Source organism: Streptomyces sp. NPDC000229 (assembly GCF_040300825.1).
Lineage (GTDB): Bacteria > Actinomycetota > Actinomycetes > Streptomycetales > Streptomycetaceae > Streptomyces.
The window spans coordinates 1-4,251 of the sequence record NZ_JBEPEL010000155.1; the positions used below are offsets into that span (position 1 = coordinate 1).

Here is a 4,251-nt window from a genome sequence, read left to right on the forward strand (position 1 = left end):
GCGGCGTTCCATCTCCGCCTTTCCCGCAGCAGCAAAGCCCTATTTCTCGCCAATCGGACACAAGGCGGCGCGCCGGGCGGTTTGCCATTCGGCTTGTTTCCCACCCCGCACCGAATTTTCTTGTGAAGCGTTCGTGAATGGGGTCCGCCTGTCCGATCTTCGATATCCTGCTGACCTCACCGAACGGCCTCCACGGAACTCCGCGTACGGAGAACTCCTGTTGACCGAAAGGGTCTCTTGACCGGGGGTCCGCGCCGAACGAGACTCCCCACAGGCACTCATGCATCAGGAGCCACAGGCAGACGCGCATGCCAATTGGCCCTGCGAGACCGATATCGCACGGGGTGTGTGACGGGGGAAAGATCAAAAAGCGGGCACACGTTTTCATGATCGGCGTGTGCTCCCCTCCCCTCCTCATCTCTTGGTGCGCGAAGGGAATGGAGGGGGAATGCCGACGCATATGGGCTATCCCGGCGTATACATCGAAGAACTTCCCAGCAGCGTCCGTACCATCGCCTCGGTCACCACGTCGGTGACCGCGTTCGTGGGCCACACCCGCCGGGGACCGCTCAACCAGCCGGTGCGGATCACCAGTTTCGCCGACTTCGAGCGTCGCTTCGGCGGCCTCACCTCCCGCAGCGCCGTCAGTTACGCCGTGCACCAGTTCTTCGGCAACGGCGGCTCGGTGGCGGTGATCGTCCGGGTGGCCAAGGCCGGCACCGGCGAGGAGGCCCGCGTCACCCTCAACTCCACGGAGGGGCACAGCGACTGCCCGGTGCTGGAGGTCCATGCCAAGGAGCCCGGCGTCTGGGGATCGGGCCTGCGGGTCGCCGTCGACCACGACACCCGCACACCCGACAGCACGTTCAACCTCCATGTCCTCGACGCGCGCGGCGGTGCCCGCGAATCGTTCACCGGGCTGTCGATGAGCCCCGGCCACGGGCGCTTCGTGGAGACCGTCGTCAACGCCGGGTCCGCTCTCGTCCGTGTCAAGGCGCTGGACGAGGACCGGCCCGACCCCTCCGGCACGGTCTCCAAGCCCTTCGCGGCCCAGCTCCCCGACCTGGAAGTGGAGTTGAAGGTCAAGATCGGCGACGTGCAGCGTGAGTTCACGCTCTACGAACCCGGCCACGACGGCGAGCCCCCGGCCGATGTCACCGAGCTCGCCCTGCTCCTCGAGCGGAAGCTGCGCGCCCTGCCCGATGCCCCGGGCAGGCACTCCTTCGCGGGCGCCGAGGTGACCGCCTTCGGGCGGCGGCTCCAGGTCGTCGCCGGCTCCCTCGACCCCGACGACGTGGTTCGGTTCGTCGGTGAGTGCGCCAACGACCTCGGCCTGGAGGCCTCGGTCAATCCACCGGTCTTCGCGCTGGCGGGCGGCAAGGACGGCGATGCTCCGGGACCGCGCGACCTGATCGGCGGTGAGGCCCGCAAGACCGGCCTGCAGGCGCTGCGCGACGTCGACGACATCAACCTGCTGTCCCTGCCGGAGCTGTCGGCGTACGACTCCACCGAGGACATGGTCACCGTGCTGTCGGCGGCCGAGCAGCTGTGCCGGGAGCGGCGGATCTTCCTGCTGGTGGACGCGCCGTCGACCTGGGGCAGCGTGGACGCCGCGCGGGCCGGGATCGGCGCCTTCGACCCCGTACGCAGCGGCCACGCGGCCCTGTACTTCCCGCACATGCAGCTCACCGATCCGCTGACGGGCAGGCTGCGGGCCTTCCCGCCCTCGGGTGCCGTCGCGGGCGTCATCGCCCGCCAGGACGGTGAGCGCGGTGTGTGGAAGGCACCGGCCGGGACCGACGCACGGCTCGCGGGCGTCCGGTCGCTCACGGTCAGGCTGACCGACCGGGAGAACGGGCTGCTGAACCCGCTGGGCATCAACTGCCTGCGGACGTTCCCGGTCGTCGGCCCGCTGGTGTGGGGCGCGCGGACCCTGGACGGCGCTGACGCGCAGAGCAGCGAGTGGAAGTACGTACCGGTGCGCCGGCTCGCGCTCCATGTCGAGGAGAGCCTCTACCGAGGGCTGCAGTGGGTGGTCTTCGAGCCCAACGACGAGCAGCTGTGGCAGCAGATCCGGCTCAACGCCTCGGCGTACCTCAACGACCTTTTCCGTCAGGGCGCTTTCAAGGGTGGCACGCCGCGTGAGGCGTATTTCGTCAAGTGCGACAAGGACACCACCACCGAAGCCGATGTCGCGCGGGGCGTGGTCAACGTCGTGGTCGGTATCGCGCCGGTCAAGCCCGCGGAGTTCGTCATCGTGAAGATCCAGCAGGTCGCCGGGCAGTTCGACCTCTCGTAACCCCTCGTCGCCAAGGAAAAGGAACACGAAGGAATCCGATGGCTGAGTTCCGGATCAACGCCCATCGCTTCGACCCGTACAAGAATTTCAAGTTCCTGGTCCTCTGGGACGGTCGTACGGTCGCGGGCATCAGCAAGATCAGTCCTCTCAAGCGCACCACCGAAGTGGTCAAACACCGCCACGGCGGCGATCCCAGCTCGCCCCGCAAATCGCCGGGCCGTTCCGAGTTCGAGGGCGTGACCCTGGAGCGCGGTGTCACCCACGACCCGGAGTTCGACCGCTGGGCCAACAAGGTGTGGCAGGTCGGCGCCGGTCTCGGCGCGGAGGTCTCGCTACGGGACTTCCGCAAGGACATCATCATCCAGGTCCTCAACGAGGCCGGGCAGGTGGCCGTCTCGCACAAGCTGTACCGGGCGTGGGTGAGCGAGTACCAGGTGCTCGGCGAGCTGGACGCCAACGCGAACGCCGTCGCCATTCAGAGCGTCAAGCTCGAATGCGAGGGCTGGGAGCGCGACTACGAGGTGGAGGAGCCGGTCGAGCCCTCGTTCACCCACCCGGCCTGAACGGCACCTGGGCACCGGGGGGTCGAGGGATGACACGCGCCGCCGTGCCGGTCGGCCCGGGCGAGTTGCTCGCCACCTGGGAGGCCGGGCTGGCGCAGCACGCGCAGGGACGGTCCCTGCTGCTGCACCGTGCGGCCCGCCCGTGGGCCGGCACCGACGAGTTGTTGTCGATGCCGGTCGGCGAGCGGGAGGCGGACCTGTTCGCGCTGCGCCGGGCCCTGTTCGGCGAGCGCATGCAGGTGTGCGTCGACTGCGCGTCCTGCGGCGAAGCGATGGAGTTCGAGCTCGACGCGACCGTGCTGGGCGCGCGGGCGTCGGGCGCCGGGGCTCCGGATGCGGAGCGGTGCGCGCGGACGCCGGGCGCCGGGGCTCCGGGCACGGAGCCGCCGGGCCCGGGGGCGCGTGGCGCGTCGGGCGGGCCGCTGCGGGTGGAGGAGGGCGAGTGGGTGATCGAGTTCCGGCTGCCCACCGTCGCCGACCTCGCCGTGGCCGGCGCCGCGGCGGACCCGGACGAGGCGCGCCGTGCGCTGCTGGCCCGATGCACGGTGTCGGCCGTACGGGGTGGGGAGGACGTCGCCCCGGAACGGCTCGGCGAACTGCTTCCCCCGCGGGTGCAGCAGCGCATCGCCGAGGCGGCCGAGGAGGCCGACCCGGCGGCCGACGTGACCCTGGAGGTGGCCTGCCCCGAGTGCGGCCGGGCCACCCCGGCCGAGCTCGACATCGCCTCGTACCTGTGGGCCGAACTCGACCACTGGGCGCGGGACCTGCTGCTCGACGTCCATCTGCTCGCCACCGCCTACGGGTGGAGCGAGCCGGAGATCCTGGCGCTCAGCCCGCTGCGGCGTCGTTACTACCTGGAGCTGTGCGCGGATGCCTGACTACTTCGACCGGCTGCTCGCCCGGCACACGCCGACGGACGCGGCCGCTGACCGTGCCGGGGACATGGCGCGTGTGCGGCCGCGGCTGCCGGGCCCGTTCGAGCGGGTCGAGGCTCTCCGTACGGCTCCGCCCGAGCCGGACGAACCCGCGCCCCTGGTCCCGTCGGCGCCGGGGCCCGCGTTCGGTCCGGCGGAGCTGATCCGGCACGAGCGCGAAGTCATGCGGGACCGGCACACCGTCGTCCGGACGGAACCCGCTCGGCCCGATGGCGAACCGGAGCGGCACGCGACGGCCGTGACGGCCGTGCCCGGTCCGCTGCTGCGGCCGCCGGCGCCCGCGGGGCCCGCTCACCGGCCGGTGGCCGCCGATCCACCGCGTCCGCCCCGCCGTACGGGGCCGCCGCGCGGTGCGGACGACGCGCACCGGGCGACGCCCCCCGGTGCGGTGACGCCCGGTGTGGCACCCGCGCCCGCGGCCAGGACGGTGGCGCCCGCGCGGCCGCGTGGCACC

3 protein-coding genes and 1 pseudogene are annotated in these 4,251 nt (G+C 71.3%); all 4 read left to right on the forward strand.

Annotated features, from left to right (window positions below; genetic code table 11):
- Positions 1–448: 448 nt before the first annotated feature.
- Positions 449–2,299, forward strand: a complete 1,851-nt coding sequence (locus tag ABT360_RS35100; RefSeq protein WP_351825785.1) for a phage tail sheath C-terminal domain-containing protein — start codon at positions 449–451, stop codon at positions 2,297–2,299.
- Between the two features lie 38 nt (positions 2,300–2,337).
- Complete coding sequence (locus ABT360_RS35105; protein WP_351825787.1) at positions 2,338–2,862, forward strand: phage tail protein; 525 nt, start codon at positions 2,338–2,340, stop codon at positions 2,860–2,862.
- A 29-nt stretch (positions 2,863–2,891) separates the two neighbouring features.
- Positions 2,892–3,740: a hypothetical protein gene (locus ABT360_RS35110; RefSeq protein WP_351825789.1), complete on the forward strand. Its 849-nt coding sequence runs from the start codon at positions 2,892–2,894 to the stop codon at positions 3,738–3,740.
- Positions 3,733–4,251: pseudogene (locus ABT360_RS35115) on the forward strand (hypothetical protein); the annotation flags it as partial. The gene ABT360_RS35110 and the pseudogene ABT360_RS35115, both read left to right, overlap by 8 nt.

What these genes read in the sequence shown, in the direction of transcription:
- ABT360_RS35100 (WP_351825785.1), top strand. Translation starts at nt 449, where the DNA reads ATGCCGACGCATATGGGCTATCCCGGCGTATACATCGAAGAACTTCCC.
- ABT360_RS35105 (WP_351825787.1), top strand. Translation starts at nt 2,338, where the DNA reads ATGGCTGAGTTCCGGATCAACGCCCATCGCTTCGACCCGTACAAGAAT.
- ABT360_RS35110 (WP_351825789.1), top strand. Translation starts at nt 2,892, where the DNA reads ATGACACGCGCCGCCGTGCCGGTCGGCCCGGGCGAGTTGCTCGCCACC.